The organism is Vibrio sp. Vb2960, assembly GCF_033337665.1.
Taxonomy (GTDB): Bacteria; Pseudomonadota; Gammaproteobacteria; order Enterobacterales; family Vibrionaceae; genus Vibrio; species Vibrio alginolyticus.
This window is the reverse complement of the sequence record NZ_JAWORD010000013.1, coordinates 148,711-164,558: the sequence shown is the minus strand read 5'-3', so window position 1 is coordinate 164,558 and position 15,848 is coordinate 148,711. Positions and strand designations below refer to the sequence as shown.

At 43.0% G+C, this 15,848-nt stretch carries 11 protein-coding genes and 4 tRNA genes; 9 read left to right on the top strand and 6 right to left on the bottom strand.

Annotated elements, in window-relative coordinates:
* The first annotated feature begins 312 nt into the window (after nt 1–312).
* Both R7O03_RS13315 and dld read left to right on the top strand, forming a co-directional pair.
* Nucleotides 313–1,215: a LysR family transcriptional regulator gene (locus tag R7O03_RS13315; protein WP_017633645.1), complete on the top strand. Its 903-nt coding sequence runs from the start codon at nt 313–315 to the stop codon at nt 1,213–1,215.
* A gap of 382 nt (nt 1,216–1,597) precedes the next feature.
* Nucleotides 1,598–3,304, top strand: a complete 1,707-nt coding sequence (gene dld / locus R7O03_RS13310; RefSeq protein ID WP_213970846.1) for a D-lactate dehydrogenase — start codon at nt 1,598–1,600, stop codon at nt 3,302–3,304.
* A gap of 140 nt (nt 3,305–3,444) precedes the next feature.
* Here the strand turns inward: dld and R7O03_RS13305 are convergent, their stop codons facing one another.
* From R7O03_RS13305 to R7O03_RS13290, 4 genes are all read right to left on the bottom strand, one after another.
* Nucleotides 3,445–3,753 (bottom strand): AzlD family protein, encoded by a 309-nt coding sequence (locus R7O03_RS13305; protein ID WP_017820198.1) that lies wholly within the window; start codon nt 3,751–3,753, stop codon nt 3,445–3,447.
* Nucleotides 3,750–4,481: an AzlC family ABC transporter permease gene (locus tag R7O03_RS13300; protein ID WP_062730973.1), complete on the bottom strand. Its 732-nt coding sequence runs from the start codon at nt 4,479–4,481 to the stop codon at nt 3,750–3,752. The genes R7O03_RS13305 and R7O03_RS13300 overlap by 4 nt, the downstream gene beginning before the upstream one ends.
* A 311-nt stretch (nt 4,482–4,792) precedes the next feature.
* Nucleotides 4,793–6,022 (bottom strand): alanine racemase, encoded by a 1,230-nt coding sequence (gene alr / locus R7O03_RS13295; RefSeq protein WP_318131765.1) that lies wholly within the window; start codon nt 6,020–6,022, stop codon nt 4,793–4,795.
* Nucleotides 6,023–6,223: 201 nt separating this feature from the next.
* Nucleotides 6,224–7,855 (bottom strand): methyl-accepting chemotaxis protein, encoded by a 1,632-nt coding sequence (locus tag R7O03_RS13290; RefSeq protein ID WP_005375988.1) that lies wholly within the window; start codon nt 7,853–7,855, stop codon nt 6,224–6,226.
* A 550-nt stretch (nt 7,856–8,405) separates the two neighbouring features.
* Here R7O03_RS13290 and R7O03_RS13285 point away from each other — a divergent pair.
* From R7O03_RS13285 to R7O03_RS13270, 4 genes are all read left to right on the top strand, one after another.
* Nucleotides 8,406–8,492, top strand: a tRNA-Leu gene (locus R7O03_RS13285).
* A gap of 36 nt (nt 8,493–8,528) precedes the next feature.
* A tRNA-Cys gene (locus R7O03_RS13280) sits at nt 8,529–8,602 on the top strand.
* 307 nt (nt 8,603–8,909) lie between these two features.
* Nucleotides 8,910–10,433 carry an alpha-amylase gene (gene amyS, locus R7O03_RS13275; RefSeq protein WP_258478333.1) on the top strand — a complete coding sequence of 508 codons (1,524 nt, stop codon included), beginning with the start codon at nt 8,910–8,912 and terminating at the stop codon, nt 10,431–10,433.
* 130 nt (nt 10,434–10,563) lie between these two features.
* Nucleotides 10,564–10,818, top strand: a complete 255-nt coding sequence (locus tag R7O03_RS13270) for a hypothetical protein (RefSeq protein WP_005375990.1) — start codon at nt 10,564–10,566, stop codon at nt 10,816–10,818.
* A gap of 74 nt (nt 10,819–10,892) precedes the next feature.
* Here the strand turns inward: R7O03_RS13270 and R7O03_RS13265 are convergent, their stop codons facing one another.
* Nucleotides 10,893–11,681 carry a lipase family protein gene (locus R7O03_RS13265; protein ID WP_005375991.1) on the bottom strand — a complete coding sequence of 263 codons (789 nt, stop codon included), beginning with the start codon at nt 11,679–11,681 and terminating at the stop codon, nt 10,893–10,895.
* A gap of 69 nt (nt 11,682–11,750) precedes the next feature.
* Entirely contained in the window at nt 11,751–12,680 is a 930-nt protein-coding gene (locus R7O03_RS13260) for a CHAD domain-containing protein (protein WP_149192243.1), read from the bottom strand.
* A gap of 301 nt (nt 12,681–12,981) precedes the next feature.
* On the opposite strand from R7O03_RS13260, the gene R7O03_RS13255 reads away from it, so the two are divergent.
* The 3 genes from R7O03_RS13255 to R7O03_RS13245 all read left to right on the top strand — a co-directional run bounded on the left by R7O03_RS13255 (nt 12,982) and on the right by R7O03_RS13245 (nt 15,842).
* Nucleotides 12,982–13,068: transfer RNA gene (locus R7O03_RS13255), tRNA-Leu, on the top strand.
* Nucleotides 13,069–13,104: 36 nt separating this feature from the next.
* Nucleotides 13,105–13,178: transfer RNA gene (locus R7O03_RS13250), tRNA-Cys, on the top strand.
* 981 nt (nt 13,179–14,159) lie between these two features.
* Nucleotides 14,160–15,842, top strand: coding sequence for an Ig-like domain-containing protein (locus R7O03_RS13245; RefSeq protein ID WP_262902076.1), 1,683 nt, complete (start codon nt 14,160–14,162; stop codon nt 15,840–15,842).
* The last annotated feature ends 6 nt before the right edge of the window (nt 15,843–15,848 follow it).

The following is a 15,848-nucleotide window of genomic DNA, read 5'->3' as shown; positions in this document are numbered from 1 at the left end:
ACACTAGCTCAGTTGGTAGAGCGCAACCTTGCCAAGGTTGAGGTCACGAGTTCGAACCTCGTGTGTCGCTCCAAATTATTCAGATATGGCCATGGCGGTATCTCGATGCCAAGTGCATCAACTTAAAACCAGCGACAGCTGGTTTTTTTGTATCTGAAGACTGATAAATTCACACCATCTCTTTTTCATTACCTGTGAGCTTAGCAACCCCACCTCTGTCACGAGTTTCTGATATTAAGTGTGACCCGATGTTTCACACCTCAGCCAATTTCAGTTTACAATACGGGCTTCCAAAGGATTTGACGAAGACGCATGAGAAATACCGACGATTACATCATTTTTTATCACTTGATCGAGCAAGGTTCATTCAGTGCTGCCGCGAGACATATGTCACTGACTAAATCGGTCGTCAGTAAACGCATTGCCAAGCTTGAACAAGAGCTTGGTGTACAGCTTCTCTACCGAACAACGCGAACGCTAACGTTGACTGAAGCAGGACGAGCGTTTTTTACTCATGCAAAAGCGGTTTATCAAGCGGTGGCAACGGCGGAAGAATCCATTGTGGGTTTAGGTAAAAACTTATCTGGAAACATTAAAATTTCGGTGCCTACTATCTCTGGTGAATTAATTCTTCCTCAAGTGATTAATGAATTTAATCAGAAATACCCAGACATCAATATCGATATGGATCTAGATAATCGTTTCGTCGATATCGTGAATGAGCGTTTTGATTTGGCAATTAGAACGGGTGTGTTGCCAGATTCTAGTCTGATTGCAAGAAAGCTGGTGGATGCGAATTGGATCATTTGCGCGTCACCCCAATACCTAGCTAAACATGGCATACCTAAACAACCTCAAGCCTTGGCTAAACACAATTGTTTAGTCTATTCCTACCAAGAAACCGGAGCGCATGAGTGGGCGTTTAAAGATGGAGACGAGGTATATCAAATCACCGTCGACGGTAACCTCTGTACTAACAATTCTTCTGTATTGAGAAATGTGGCGCTGTTAGGGCAGGGAATCATCTATGTACCGCGTGTATTGGTTTATGAAGACTTAAAGCAAGGCAGTCTGATTCAGTTATTTAAAGACGAAACCGCCAAATGTTTGGGTATTTATGCGGTGTATCCTTACACTCGTCAGCAACCAGAAAAAATTAAGATCTTTATCGATCATCTATACACAAGCTTTCAAAGTCAAAACCATCGATTTTAAGCCAATAACTCAACACCGATCGTTATGTTGGTGTTGAGCTTATGTTTCCATCTTCATTTCTAAGAGTCCTCTTAAATTTAGGAGCTTACGCTTCTCCTCGTTTTCTTCACTAATATTGATAACAAGATACCCCGCACAACTGTTAACAAATGGTTTTGCTATTGTTTCTTTTAAGAAACGGTCTGTTTCTTACGTTAAATTTCTCAAATGTGAAAGATAAGTAACAGAAAAATAAAGAATTATTTTGTTTGTTGTTTATTGATTACGTATTGTTTGTCCGCCTGACATAGACGCAGAGAAATGGACTGCTTATAGTGGCTCAAACGCCATGCCTGCCGCTAAGCGGTGTTGTGAGCGAAGTACAATAACTAGAGATACGGATATGAAACAAAAGCAGCTGATTGAAGAATTTAAAACCATCGTGGGGGAAGAAAATGTTCTAACCGACGAGGTTAAAACGAAATATTACCGCTCGGGGTTTCGTTCGGGTAGTGGTAATGCGCTTGCTATCGTGTTTCCTAACACTCTTCTAGAACAATGGAAGATTATTAAACAGTGTGTTGAAGCAAACTGCATCATTATCATGCAGGCGGCTAAAACAGGTTTAACAGAGGGCTCAGCTCCGAGTGGTAATGATTATGATCGCGATGTGGTTGTGATCAATATTACCAAAATCAAGAAGATTCACTTATTAGATGGTGGTAAGCAGGCGGTTTGCTTGCCTGGTGCGAGCTTACACTCTTTGGAGAAAGAGTTGAAGGCAGTGAACCGAGCACCGCATTCTATCATCGGCTCTTCATCGCTAGGTGCCACTGTGGTCGGTGGTATCGCCAATAACTCAGGCGGTGCGCTAGTTAAGCGTGGTCCTGCTTATACGGAACTGGCGCTCTACGCGCAGGTCGATAAGCAAGGCCAGTTACATTTGGTGAACCACCTTGGTATTGAAGGGTTAGGTGAAACGCCAGAAGAAATTCTAACAAACCTGCAAGAAGGGAACTTTGACCCAGCGAAGATCATTCATGATGAGCGAATGGCATCAGACAAAGAATACGATGAACGTGTTCGAGACGTGACTTCTGACATTCCTTCTCGTTTTAATGCCGATGAACGCCGATTATTTGAAGCCAGTGGCTGCGCTGGTAAGTTGGGGGTTTTTGCCGTTCGGGTTGACAGCTACCCAGTACCAGAAAAAGAGCAGGTTTTTTACCTTGGCACCAATGACCCTGCGAAACTAACGAAGTTGCGAAAAGACTTCTTATCTACGTTTCATAACTTGCCTGAGATGGGAGAATACTTGCATCGAGATATCTTTAACATGGCAGAGAAGTACGGCAAGGATGTGTTCTTATCCATCGACTTGTTAGGCACAGATAAGCTACCAAAAATGTTCGCACTTAAAGCTAAGGTAGAAAATTTCTTAGAGCGCATCCCGTTTGTCAGTAAATATCTGCCAGACACCATTTTGTACTACGCGAGCAAGTTGTTCCCACAACACTTACCAGAGCGAATGCTGGATTTCCGTGACAAGTATGAGCATCACCTGGTATTGAAAATGAGTGATGGTGGTATTACTGAAGCACAAAAATACCTCAAAGAAGTTTGGGCTGTTGAAGACGACTGTGATTTCTTCGAGTGTACGCCGGAAGAGGGTAAAAAAGCTTATTTACATCGCTTTGCAGCAGCAGGTGCAGCAATTCGTTACGAGACGATTCACCGAAAAGACGTAGAAGACATCGTTGCACTTGATATTGCATTGCGACGCAATGATGAAGAGTGGCTAGAAACTTTGCCTGAAGAGGTGAGTAAGAACCTTGTTCAAGCGCTCTATTATGGTCACTTTATGTGTTACGTCTTCCATCAAGATTACATTTTCAAAAAAGGGACTGACACGAAGTTGATGAAAAAGCTGATGCTAGAGCACCTCAATAGCCGTGGTGCCAAATACCCAGCAGAACATAACGTGGGTCACTTGTATGAAGCCGAAAACTCGTTGCAGAAGTTTTACCACGAATTAGACCCAACCAATACCTTTAACCCTGGTATTGGTAAAATGGACAAATATAAGCGCAATTGTAACTGCTGTGCGTGATGTGCTGTCTCACCATGATTAATAATCGTTGTTCATCGTTAAAATGATGAGCATAAGATAAGCCCTGATGATACTTGTGACATCAGGGCTTTGTGTTTTGGGTCTTTTATTGATGACTGGTATCGGTTTTGAAACAACGACTAAAGAGCACGTACTGCAGCGGCGGCGATGATGCCTGCTGCGATTGCGGGTAGAGGCTTTTTCACGATGAACATGACAACGGCAGTAGAAAACAGTGCTGCTCTAGCACCATTATCCCCCTCTACTGCTAGCGGAGCTAAAAGGGCAACCAGTACGGAGCCTGACATCGCAGTAATGAAACGTTGAACCCGTTCGCTAATTGGAATGAATGACATAACATACACTCCGCCCCAGCGGGTTATGAGCGTGACTAACGCCATAGCGATGATGATAAGCAGTGTGCCACCTAAGGTTGTTTCGATGTTCATGCTTTCTTCTCCTTCCAACAAGCACCCAATACTCCGCCAGTAATGGCGCCAACCACTACGTGGCTATTCTCTGGCAAATACCAATACGCCAACATAGAAGAGGCTGCTGCTATGGCCCAAATCGCAAAGATTCTTAAGTCTTTCGGCCCGGCCACCACCATAGACAGCAGGAAGCATCCCATAACCATATCGAGCCCGAGGCCCACCGGATCTTTGATTGCGCTACCAAAATAAATGCCGATCCAGGTGCCCACAATCCAAAAAGACCACATCGCTAAGCCGCCACCAATAAGCAAGCCAAAGCCTGGTTCTTTTCTACCAAATGCATTGAGTGCCATTGCCCAGTTAGCGTCTGATGCTACCAGCATTACACCGTAACGTTTTGTTGGTGGGAGTTGTCGTAACCATGGATAAAGTGTGGCTCCCATCAAGAGGTGACGAGCATTAATAGCAAATACAGTAATAAGAACTGGAATGAGAGGGACTTCTGCTCCCCACATTTCTAACGTGGCAAATTGTGAAGCACCGGCGAAGACCAGTGTGCTCATCAACATTGTGGGAAATACATCTAGTCCAGTCTGTACGGCAGCAACACCGAAAGCGAGGCCAAATATGACCACGAACATAGAGAGGGGTAAAAGTTGGGTGAATCCGTTCCAGACGTCAAGCCGATTAAATTCGTGCAACTCAGCGGAGGAGCGTTGAAGATGTTGAGTATTTTCTGTCATAGAGATACCTAGCTAGCAGGCAAAGGGGCAGTGCCATACGAGTGTGTTTGTTATTCTTTTGTAAACTTCATGTTTAACATCAATTGGAGGGGCTTTCAAACACTAAGTGCTATATAAAAATGAGCCATCCAAGCGGCTTTAAGAAACAGAGTGTAGAGAGTCGTACTTGGTAGTGCTAAAGGAGATTAAAACAACAGAAATAGTAAGTTCTGTTTAATTGATAACATCACGAGCTAGTACAGATTAGTAAATAAGAAAGAAAGCGAGCACCAGGCTCGCTTTTTCGCTCTGTTACGAATAACTGAGTAGGTTTATTTTACGTAGACACGAGGGTTCGCGCTTCCCCAAACCGTGTATAGTTCAGGGAAGATGACTTCTGCGTGTTTTTCCATCTCAGTAGCTGAAATCGTTTTGCCTTGTTGGGAGCCAAACAAAACAACTTCAGAACCAGGCTCAACATCTTTTATACCTGTAACATCTACCATTGTGGTGTTCATTGAAGCAACGCCCGCAACTTTTGCACGTTGGCCATTGATCAGAACTTCTGCTGTATTCCCCATTTTTCGTGGATAACCATCAGAGTAACCAACAGGAATGTTCGCCATTAAGCTTTCTTTGCTTGTTGTGTAGCTGCTGTCGTAACCGACTGTGCTATTTTTTGGAAGGTGGTGAACGGATGCCACGCGTGTTTTGAAAGACACGATAGAAGGGTACTCAGGGTTAGTTGGTAAGTCTCCGTATAAAACGCCACCAGGACGAACCATATCAAGCTGGGCCTCAGGAACATTAAGCGCGGTGTAAGAGTTTGCTACGTGCAGTAAAATGTTGTCGCGTTTTAGATTCGCTTCTTTAATCAGCCATGCAGAACTGTCTTTGAATGAAGCTAACTTTTGGCGCACGTCGTCTGCATTGTAGTTAGGGAAATGAGTCATGATACCAACAATACTAACGCCAGCTTGTTGAGCGATTTCTAGCGCTTCTTTCTTGCCCGCTTCTGTCGTCATATCAACACCATTACGTCCCATACCACCGTCGTTCAGAGCAAGGTGAACTTTGATTTCTTTACCAGCTTTCTCGGCTAGTTTAGACAGTGCTTTAGCTTGCTCTGCTGTGCCTATCAACTCTTCGACATTTAGGTCGATTGCGGCTTCAATCTCGCCAATATCCGCTGAGCGTACACGCATAAGTTGGCCTTTAAAGCCACTGTCGCGAACAGTTTGTGCTTCGGCGTTACTTGCAACGGCAACACAAGGAATTTGTTGTTCGATAATAGTCGGCATCAGGCCTGCGATACCATTGCCGTATGCGTCGGCTTTCATCACGGCACAAATTTTCGTTTTGCCATCCATGTGCGATTTAAACTGCTCAATATTATCGCGGAACTGACCTAAGTTTATTTCTAGCCAAGCGTTAGCACCTTGAACTTGCTCTGCTTTTGCTGCTGTATTGCTAATTTGAAGAGGAGCAGCAGTAGCTTGCATTACAGGAACCGCGATTGCAGCAGCGATAGTCAGTGATAGTAAGGTTTTATTTAAGCGCATAAAGTCTCCGTACGCGTTTTTTGTATTGGTTATGTTATTGAGTACTTGGGGAAAGTACCTGACGAAGTAAAACGCTCCAAGTGGTGCTTTGGAGCGTTTGTTAAGATAGTGATTTAATATATACCTAAATATACCTCAGTGATGACATTCTATTTAAGCAAATCGGGATTGATTTGGTATCTACTAAGGTATCCACTGAGTTTAACTCAGTTTAAAGCGGCTCATTACATCTTTAAGAGAAATGGATAGCTGGCTTAGTTCGCGGCACGCCTGTGCGGTTTGCTCCGAACCTTGCGAGACCTCTTGAGATGCCAAATGTATGTTTTCAATGCTGCGGTTAAGCTCTTCTGCAACAGAGTCTTGCTGGTTACAAGCCGTGGCGATTTGGGTACCCATGTCTGAGATGTCCGAAATCGAATGCTCAATGTCGCTCATCAGCTGTTTTGATTGAATGCCTTGTTCTGCACATTCTGAGATACTGGTTCTAGAAAGTTCAGTGGCTGATTTTGCGTCTTTTGCAAGTGATTGTAGCTGCTCAATGATCGAAGTGATTTCACTCGTTGAATCTTGCGTACGGCCGGCAAGAGTTCGAACTTCGTCTGCAACGACGGCAAAGCCACGACCAGACTCACCAGCACGCGCCGCTTCAATGGCTGCATTAAGTGCAAGTAGGTTGGTTTGATCGGCGATGTCGCGGATAACATCCACGATCACGTTAATTTTATTCGATTGCTGTTCAAGCTCTGCTACGGTATCGCCTGCAGCGCCAATTACGTTTGAAACTTCTTGAATCGCGTCAACCATACCTTGGGTTTCACGAACACCGTGTTGTGTGCGGCGGTTTGCTTCGTTAGCTTGGTTCGCTGAGTCTTCAGTGTTACGAGCAACATCGGCTACGGCCGCTTTCATTTCTGTCATTGCTGTTGCGATGTGCGTAATTTGCAGCTGTTGATCTTTCATACCAGACGCAGAAATATCGGAGATTTGGTTCATCTCTTCGACAGCGCTGCTTAACTGAGTAACTGCAGCAATCACGTTATCGATAACTTGGCGTAAGTCATCTTGCATCTTAGTTGTCGCGTCTGCCAGTTCACCAAGCTCGTCATTGCCGATTGCTTTACGGTCAATGTCACTTGATAGATCACCTGTCGCGATGGCATTTGCTTGCTCAACAACAAGTTTAAGTGGGCCACAAATTAGGCGAGTCAGCACGTATGTCATGCCTACCATGATCAGTAGAATAATCACGTTACTTGCAATTGAAGAATTACTCAATCCATTTACAGAGGACAGGATATGAGTTTTGTTGCTATCCATAGCTTCTTTAAGGAGACGGATTAGTTCGCCTAACTCTGAGTCAACCGCTTCGAAAGCAGACAAAGAGTTCGCCAAAATAGGGTGGGCCTTGCTTTTGTCGTTAGCTAGCATCGCTTCATTGTACTGGTCCATAGTAACCAAGTACTTTTTCCACTGACGCATAAGACGCTGGTAAGTTTGCTGCTCTTCGCCAGGCCAGATAGTTTCACCGTAAGCGTTGAGCTCTCTAGTGATCTTTTCGCGTTCTCTAATATTGTTAGAAATTTTAGTTTTGACTTGGTCTGCGTCTTCATAAGTGTACGCAGCAAATTGAGCTCGGCGCCAGCGAGACAAATGATCTCGAATCGAATCGACCCTTTCCATTGCAGGAAGCGTATCATCGGTATAGTTTAAAAGCTCAGATTTGATGCTTTTGAGCTCTGTAGATAAAAACACGCCAAATGCAATGTTGACGATGGCAATGAGTAAAAACGATAGCGATATCTTTTTCGCTATAGAAAGATTCTTGATAGACATTAGTGATATACCTTGTTTTTCTTATGTTGTGTCGCCAAAGTAAACCACATCCTTATATGTGATATATGTCCATTAAATTACTGCAACTCGTGTAACGTACCATTATTTATTGATATTTTCGATAATGAATTGAGCTTTGTTTGAAAATAAAAAAAGTCAATGATTTTATAAAGGTACGACCACATTCGATATAAAGTTATCGGTAACAAAATATGATGTTCTGTACGCAGTCGTGCCAAGAGTAGGGAATCAAATTGTTACAGATGTTACAGCGGTGAAAAGATCAGCGTTCATAACGTGATAGTCGCGTGTTTACCTCGAAGCAGTTACGGGCACTAGTATGCGTATGACTTAATAGACAATGAAAGGGAACGGGTGCTTATTGGTCTAATTGAATGCCAAATGTACTAGTCAGATCGCTTTTTAAGCACTTAAATCAAAAAGATAAAATTTATTGTTGACCAGATAAATTAATCCGTTAAAGTACGCCTCGTTCTCACGGCAAAGGTCGCTGAGACAGATGGTGTCTAACCCATCGCATGATTGCGTTGCCCTGGTGGTGGAATTGGTAGACACAAGGGATTTAAAATCCCTCGGCGTTCGCGCTGTGCCGGTTCAAGTCCGGCCCGGGGCACCATCAAAATCTTTGGTGACAGAGATATAAAATCAGAAAGGCGCCTTGGCAGAGTGGCTATGCAGCGGATTGCAAATCCGTGGACCTCGGTTCGACTCCGGGAGGCGCCTCCACTATTTCGAAAGCCAGTCTTAAATGACTGGCTTTTTTCGTTTTTAGTCCACCTTTTCGTAACCCTTCGCGCTTTCCTAAAGTCTCCCATGTTTTGATCACCATTCAATATTTTTAACGCGCTAATCATTGATTTTATAAATGTTAGACAACTCAATAATTGTATAGTGTGATTGGTGATAGTTTCTCTTCGATTGTAATCCGAACTTTTTGTATTACAGGCAGCAACCTAGCTAGCGTCATAGTTAGCATCGCTTGGTGCGTATATGCAGAAAGGAGGATTCTAGTCCTTAACGTGAGAGAAAAATAATGAAAACATTCAACCTTAAACCTACACTTTTACCCTTAACTTTGCTGCTCAGTTCGCCTGTAATGGCGGCACAAAATGGCACCATGATGCAGTATTTCCATTGGTATGTGCCAAATGACGGTGCACTCTGGACACAAGTTGAAAACAACGCGTCGGCACTATCTGATAACGGCTTTACTGCGTTATGGTTACCACCCGCCTATAAAGGTGCTGGTGGTAGCAACGACGTCGGTTATGGCGTTTATGATATGTACGATTTGGGAGAGTTTGATCAAAAAGGTTCGGTGCGCACCAAGTATGGCACCAAAGATCAGTACCTAAGCGCCATCAATGCTGCCCATAAAAACAATATCCAGATTTATGGCGATGTGGTGTTCAACCATCGCGGTGGTGCGGATGGAAAGTCTTGGGTTGATACCAAGCGAGTAGATTGGAACAACCGAAATATTGAACTTGGTGATAAATGGATTGAAGCGTGGGTAGAGTTTGATTTCCCTGGGCGCAACGACAAGTACTCAAACTTTCATTGGACGTGGTACCACTTTGATGGCGTGGATTGGGACGATGCTGGCGAAGAAAAAGCTATCTTCAAATTCAAAGGTGAGGGTAAGGCATGGGATTGGGAAGTGAGCTCGGAAAAAGGCAACTACGATTACCTTATGTACGCTGATCTAGACATGGATCACCCTGAAGTTAAGAAAGAACTTAAAGACTGGGGTGAGTGGTATATCAACATGACTGGTGTTGATGGGTTTAGAATGGACGCGGTGAAGCACATCAAATATCAATACCTGCAAGAATGGATTGATCACCTACGTTGGAAAACAGGGAAAGAACTATTCACGGTCGGAGAGTACTGGAACTACGATGTGAATCAGCTGCATAACTTTATCACCAAAACCTCTGGCAGCATGTCTTTGTTTGATGCACCGTTACATATGAACTTTTATAATGCGTCTAAATCGGGTGGTAGCTACGATATGCGTCAAATCATGGATGGTACGCTGATGAAGGACAATCCAGTCAAAGCGGTTACCTTAGTAGAAAACCATGACACTCAGCCTTTGCAGGCGTTGGAATCAACCGTTGATTGGTGGTTCAAGCCGCTCGCTTACGCATTTATCTTATTGCGTGAAGAAGGTTATCCATCCGTGTTTTATGCAGATTACTACGGCGCGCAGTACAGTGATAAATGGCATGACATCAATATGGTCAAAGTGCCTTACATTAAAGAGCTAGTAACACTGCGTAAAGATTATGCCTATGGCAAACAACATTCTTATCTCGACCACTGGGACGTAATTGGTTGGACTCGAGAAGGTGATGCAAAGCATCCACATTCAATGGCCGTGATCATGAGTGATGGACCTGGCGGCTCGAAGTGGATGTATACGGGTAAACCAAGTGCTCGCTACGTAGACAAGTTGGGTATCCGAACTGAAGACATTTGGACTGATGCGAATGGTTGGGCTGAGTTCCCAGTAAACGGCGGATCTGTCTCGGTTTGGGTTGGCGTTGAATAATCCATTCCTGTGATTTTGATACAGAGTAGGCAATTCTTGATAAAACTCTTCAATGAATCAATGTGTTATTTGATATTCATTCGACAAATGAGTAACTTATAGTTGAGCATAATCTAGAGGAAGATAAAGAATGGAATCTATTGCTGATGTATTGGTTGTGGCTATTGTGTTCGGTGCCATATTTGGGGGCGGGATAATAAAGTTAATCTTGAACCATCGTAAAGAAGTAAGAGCGTTGGAGATATCTGAACGTAATACGATGAGCCGAGAAGAACAAGATAACCTTAACAAGCAAATTGGTGACTTGAAGCGACGTGTTGAAGTGTTAGAGCGAATTGTCACAGATAACAAATATCAACTTGAAAAAGAAATCGCCTCTCTGTAGATCACCACTTAATCGTAAAGCCGGCGAAGTCCGGCTTTTTGGTGTCTGTACGTCATACCTTTCGGATGTTTAACTCAGCGTTCATCAAAAAAGTCTTTGTCGCGAATGTATTTACTCATAAAGTGATAAGAGAACGGTCGCATTAACCAACTAAATAAGGAGCGCCCAAGCCGTATGAGCGTTGGGGTGTTCTCGTATATTCTCCCGTTATATAACCATAGCATTTTGCCTACATGCCAATACAAAAAAGGTACGGGCGGCATAAAGGTCACGATGTCGATGTCGCAACAAATCCTGTATGTTTTGTGCCCCAAACGGTAGCGTTTCTTAAACGTCCAATCTCCGACAGCGGGCTGTCCGAAAGTGACCACGCGTTTAATGCTTTTGGGGTATTTTTTCTCAATATAGTCAGCAAAAACACTGCCAATCGCGCCACCTGAAGAGTGGCCAGTAATAGTGATTCTTTTTCCCCTGAGAATAAGTGGTACAACGATACCTTCGAGGCGTTCGATCACGGTCAACCCTAACCGATCTTCATTCCGGCTCGGTAAACTTTCTTGGAACAACAGATGATAGAAACCCGCGTGAATGCGATAGTTTAGTCCCAACCTTCGACAGCTTCTCGTCCACATCGCGAAGTTCAACAACCAATCACTGATACTGTGTGAGCCTTTAATCACTACGACCACTTCACTCTGTTTTTTACTCCAGAGCACGCGAATCATAATCTTACCGTGTTCATTTCTAATGACTCGTTGCCCATTAGGATCGAATCCATATTGAGTTTGTCTGAAGACGCGAGGGTAGGCGAGATTACAAAGCACCGCATAGCGCTCGTATTGGTATCGTTTTAATGGTTTCACGTTATCTTTCTTAGTGGAGCCCAACGATTGACTGTAATTAATGAATATTAAGAATACGTGAACCTTGATTTAGGGTCGGTAGAGATTTTGTGTATTGGAATCGCGAATGAAAGACTCAAACTGGCTTAAATGCGTCAAGATGGTTTGGCGAGAGAGTTCATGATGTTCGCTAAGCACGTTAATTAGCTTTTTCAAAGCCTTACGATCTTGTTTATTGAGATTTGCTGTTTCTTTGAGTTGTGCGAAAAATTCAATTTGACTTGAAGTGTCGTTAAAGTCACCGAGCTTGTCTTGCAATAGTTTTAGTTGTTTCACGTTGTTTTTGTGCTGTTGGGAAGGATAGAGCGTGGAAAATCCTTCTAACAAATAACGAAGCGCTTTGCACTTTATCCGCATCGAATGAATCACGCTGTCACGACTTTTGTCCGAGATTTTGCGTCGTGCTTTATCAACTTTTTTAAATTGATCGGAGATTTTTTGGCTTGCGAAGAGTAACGCAGGTACGTTGCTATCCACTCGTTCGTGTTGCGTACTTCGCAGCAGACTATTCCTGACCAAAGTGCAGTGCGTTGTGTATTCTTCTGTAGCTAGCCAACGCGTAACTTTTGCCTGTTCGTAAGCACGTTCGGCTTCGATAAAGCCAAAAAGCTGCTCAAGAGACGATTTGTGGTTTGGGAGCATTTCAATGTATTGTTTTTTGCCCAAGATAAATACGTCCAAATCACGCAGCTTATTTGTTTTCTTCATCATTATTTTTAAATGAGGTTTCAAAATACGCTGTTCAAAAGGAGGGAGCAGTTCGCGAAGTAGTAAGCATAGTGAGCGTATGCGCCTCAGTGTGACGCGATATTGATGTGTAAATTCAGGATCTAAGTCTTCGATGACTCCCTGCTCCAGAGAGCGTGCATAATCAAATTCACTAAGGAAGAAGTGGGGCACTACGAAGTCGAGTTCGGAGTCGGCATGTAAGGGTAAGTGAAATGATGGTTTTCGAAACATGATGAGCGCTATTTTGTTCTCTGAAATACACGTTAAGTTTATACCCATACTGTTAACTTGCGCGATTTGTTGGCTCTTCATTGATATAAAATGAGAAGGTTAAAAGGCACGAAAGCAAAGCGTATTGATGATCAAATAAGCAAAATGATCGCCCTTTGTTCGTTAGAGTCGTCTTTTTAACCATTTGAATAAAAAAGACTAATTTTTTGTTGACCAGATAAATTAATCCGTTAAAGTACGCCTCGTTCTCACGGCAAAGGTCGCGAGATAGATGGTGTCTAACCCATCGCATGATTGCGTTGCCCTGGTGGTGGAATTGGTAGACACAAGGGATTTAAAATCCCTCGGCGTTCGCGCTGTGCCGGTTCAAGTCCGGCCCGGGGCACCATCAAAATCTTTGGTGACAGAGATATAAAATCAGAAAGGCGCCTTGGCAGAGTGGCTATGCAGCGGATTGCAAATCCGTGGACCTCGGTTCGACTCCGGGAGGCGCCTCCACTATTTCTAAAAACCGGCCTTGTGCCGGTTTTTTACTATCTGGTATTGTCAAACTATTCTAATACACATTTATTATTGAATAATTAATTTTTGTACAAATACCAACCTCAATTATCAGTTAATCACTCTTTAACAGGTTTTCCTGAATTGCTATCTATAGCGTTATATTATCAATGTGATTTTAGTTCAATATTGAAAATAAAGTTGTGCATATATCCTGCTTGTTTCTCTATATGTCTCTAGTTGATATTGCACTGTATCGCTCAGTCTGTCTTTTAATCGAGTATAAAACTAGGTGAGCAAAAAACTTTCACCACTTTAATTTAACGTAAATTTAACAATTAAAGATGGATAATATTACTCATGAGTTGTTGAGGTATATTATTAGAATGACTCGCTATTAAGTTAATGAATTTAAAGGTTATAACTTTATGCGATGAAATTGAGATTGTTTTAGTTAAATTTATAATTGTTTGATTTTTAATGATTTAAATTGGCTGTAGTGCAAGTGATTTATTAAAGTCATTGTTGAATACAAAGGTTGTTCATATAAAACAATCATAAGGTTATTTTAAGTAACTGACAAAAATGGATAAATTTATTATTACACAAACTTAACCTAAATTACTTATCACTCTGGTTGAATTTTGACCGGTTGCTTTGCTATGATTCCGGCTCTTATATTTTTGGTGGTTATCCTTTTATAACCATGTTGATGTATATAGGAACATATTTGGCTTTATAGGCTAGGGCATTTTATTGCCTAAAATTTATATGATTTTACCCTACCATTTCTGCTTATATTGGCGGGAAGGTGAACTCGTTATTAAATTAAAATTAGGTGAAGCAGTGATAAAAAAGATTAAAATAAATAGAACAACCCTAAATAAAGGGTTGTCATTTTTATTAGTAATATTCGCTTGTTTACAGAGCATCCATTACGCCAGTGCAGCAGGAAATACGACGGGACAGCAAAATACATTGGTTATCCTGCTGAACTTCAAAGAAAACCCAAATGAGCAGCCATTAACTTTGTCAGAAGCAAATAATCTAATCTTTGGTACAGTGAATGACTTCTACCGTGAAAGCTCTTTTGATCAAATGTGGCTGTCTGGGAAAGTCGTGGGTTGGTTTAATCTACCGTTGTCTAATCAGGTTTGTGACTTTACCGCTGTTCAAGATGCAGCGGATCAAGAAGCCATCGCAGCGGGAGTGAAGCTTGAAGAGTACGATCGTATTGTTTACTTGATGACAAAAACGGCATGTGGTGTCGCTGGATCCGCAACTATTGATGGCATGCCTTCACGCGCGCACATCAATGGTGATTTTTCTCCGATGAATATCGCTCATGAGCTTGGACATAACTTTGGTTTGCATCACTCTCGTGCTCTTGATTGTGGCGAGCATACGCTTTCAGACAACTGTACGTTGCGTGAATACGGTGATACCTATGATGTAATGGGTGGTCCAGACATCGGCTATTTGAATACTTTCCAGCGCGAGCGACTAGGATGGCTAGAGGGAGAGCACGCCTCAAAGACACTGGAAGTTACTCAAAATGGTACTTACTCCATCGCGAATTACGAGACGACTAGTGAGCAGCCAGTTACGATAAAAGTACCTCGTGGTACTGATCCTTCTACAGGTGCAAAAAAATGGTTTTACATTGAATACCGCCAGTCTATTGGGTTTGACGACTTTTTAGATGCTCGTTCTTACTCGTTCTATCGTGGGGACGTTACGGATGGCATCATCATTCGAAGCGCTGTAGAAGGTGATGGGCGCAGCAGTAATCTGCTTCACTTTAAAACTGATTCTGAATATCGTGCGGTTTTTGGCCGAAATGACTGGTTTGACCCATCTATGCCGGTCGGTGGTAGCTATACTGACCCAGACTCAGGTGTAACATTGAGTTTGGTGAGTGCAGCGAACGGCATCGCCGAAGTAAGCGTTGTCTTTGACGGCTCTGACAATGGTAATATCGGGACTTGTACTGTTAATGCTCCATCAGTGACTGCGAAAGCTGCAACAAACAATTCGGTTGCAGCCGGCGATGAGGTTCAATATCAGGTCACTATTACCAACAAAGATAGTGCAGATTGTTCAGCGAGCAGTTTTTCTGTAAACGCGTCAGTGCCAACTGGTTGGAAAGCAAGCAGCAATGCAATCACGCTAGCAGCAGGTGAAACCGGACAAGTAATGATATCAGTCGTATCTTCGGTTGAGGCTAGTGATAAAGACTATGCTTTGAAGATGATCGTGACGCACGGAGAAGACTCAAGTCTGCAAACCGCAGCATCCGTGAATTACTCTGTAACCAATGAAATCTCGCCATCACCAGAGCTCGTTGCTGTTGATGATCAGGTGACTATGTCTTCGAAACAGTCGGTGATTATCGATGTGATGGCAAACGATGTTGTTGGAGAGCAAAACTCTGCAAGCGTGGTTTCTTTTACTAGACCAAGTAAGGGGCGACTAGAGCTGTTATCAGATGGCACCCTGCGTTACACACCTGAGAAGAAATTCAAAAATAATGACAGCTTTACCTATACCATAGGTGATGGTCAAAGCAGCTCGACCGCTCAGGTCTCAGTGAAGTTAGAGTCCTCAGCTGGTGGCGATTCTGGCAACTCTGGTAACAATGGGAAAGGTAAGAATAAATAGAACGAT